This window comes from Rudaea sp., assembly GCF_036383415.1.
Classification (GTDB): Bacteria; Pseudomonadota; Gammaproteobacteria; order Xanthomonadales; family Rhodanobacteraceae; genus Rudaea.
This window is the reverse complement of sequence record NZ_DASVOK010000214.1, coordinates 1-1,602: the sequence shown is the minus strand read 5'-3', so window position 1 is coordinate 1,602 and position 1,602 is coordinate 1. Positions and strand designations below refer to the sequence as shown.

Below are 1,602 nucleotides of genomic sequence, written 5' to 3'. Positions count from 1 at the left end.
TGCGCGCGCGGCGCCTATACCGGCGCGCTCGGCTATCTCAACCTCGACGGCGACATGGATCTGAACATCCTGATCCGCACGATGGAGCTGCAGGGGAACGAGGCGAGTTTCCGCGCCGGCGCCGGCATCGTCACCGACTCGATCGCCGAACGCGAGCTGGCCGAGACGCGGCACAAAGCGCGCGGGCTGCTGCGCGCGCTCGGCATTGCGGAGTAAGGCACAATAGACGCATGAGTCGTCCATCTCCCCGCTTCAGCTTCAAGCGCGTCCTGTTCAATGTCATTGCCATTCTCGTGATTGGCGCGGCAGCGCTTGGCGCGTATCTGTACATGCGCTACCAGCATTTTGCCGATGCGCCTATCGCGGGTCTCGTGCAGCCGACGCAGGTCGACGTGCCGATCGGCGCGAACCTGCCTGTGATCGTCGGCCTGCTCGACGAGCGGGGCCTTGCGCCCGGCAATCCGTATTTCTGGCGCCTGCTCGCGCGCGAGCTCGGCGTGGCCGGCAAGCTGCATGCGGGCGAATACGCGCTCGATCCCGGGTTGACGCCGCGCGCGTTGCTGAAGAAGATGGCGGCGGGTGAGGTGATCCAGCACAAGTTCACGATCGTCGAAGGCTGGACGTTCGCGCAACTGCGCAGCGCGCTGGCGCAGGACGCGGTGTTGCAGCAGACCTTGTCCGGCGTCGACGATGCCGACCTGATGCGCCGCCTCGGCGATGCCGATCTGTCACCCGAAGGCACGTTCCTGCCCGAAACCTACAGTTACGTCAAAGGCATGAGCGACGCGGATATCCTGCGCCGTGCGCGCGATGCGATGAAGAAGACCCTCGACAAGCTCTGGGTCGAACATGCGGCGGACACCCAGCTCAAGTCGCCGTACGAGGCACTGATTCTCGCCTCGATCGTGGAGAAGGAGACCGGCCGCGCCGAGGAGCGGCCGCAGATCGCGCGCGTGTTCCTCTCGCGACTCAAGCTCGGCATGAAACTGCAGACCGACCCGACCGTGATCTACGGCATGGGTGCAAACTACAACGGCAATATCCGCCGCAGCGATCTCGACACCGACACTCCGTACAACACCTACACGCGCACTGGCCTGCCGCCGACGCCGATCGCGCTGCCCGGCAAGGCCGCGCTGGCCGCGGTGATGCATCCCGCTGACACCGAGGCGCTCTACTTCGTCGCGCGCGGCAACGGCAGTCACGAGTTCTCCGCCACGCTCGAAGCGCACAATCGCGCGGTGGCCAAATATCAACTGCACCGGCAATGAGCGCGACACGAGGCAAGTTCATCACGCTCGAAGGCGGCGAAGGCGCCGGCAAGAGCACCGTGCTCAATGCGGTACGCGAACTGCTCGCCGCAGATGGGCGCGACGTCGTCGTCACGCGCGAGCCCGGCGGCACGCCGGCCGGCGAGGCGATTCGCGGTGTGCTGCTCGATCCAGCCCTGCACGGTGCCATCGCGCCGGAAACCGAATTGCTGTTGATGTTCGCCGCGCGCGCGCAGCACGTGCGCGAGATGATCGCGCCGGCGCTCACCGCGGGGCGCTGGGTGCTCAGCGACCGCTTCACCGATGCAAGTTATGCCTACCAGGGCGGCGG

Annotated in this window: 3 protein-coding genes; all 3 read left to right on the top strand. The window is 66.3% G+C overall.

The annotated features are described in order from the left end of the window. A partial coding sequence (locus VF497_RS08440; RefSeq protein WP_330887623.1) for a chorismate-binding protein occupies positions 1 to 216 on the top strand: 216 nt, incomplete at its 5' end. Between the two features lie 14 nt (positions 217 to 230). Next, positions 231 to 1,271, top strand: a complete 1,041-nt coding sequence (gene mltG, locus VF497_RS08435) for an endolytic transglycosylase MltG (protein ID WP_330887621.1) — start codon at positions 231 to 233, stop codon at positions 1,269 to 1,271. Further along, positions 1,268 to 1,602, top strand: a 335-nt coding sequence (gene tmk, locus VF497_RS08430) for a dTMP kinase (RefSeq protein WP_330887619.1), incomplete at its 3' end; no start/stop codon positions are given. The genes mltG and tmk, both read left to right, overlap by 4 nt.

Bases quoted from the DNA above. Each gene is read 5' to 3' on its own strand.
- mltG (WP_330887621.1), top strand. From the start codon at position 231: ATGAGTCGTCCATCTCCCCGCTTCAGCTTCAAGCGCGTCCTGTTCAAT.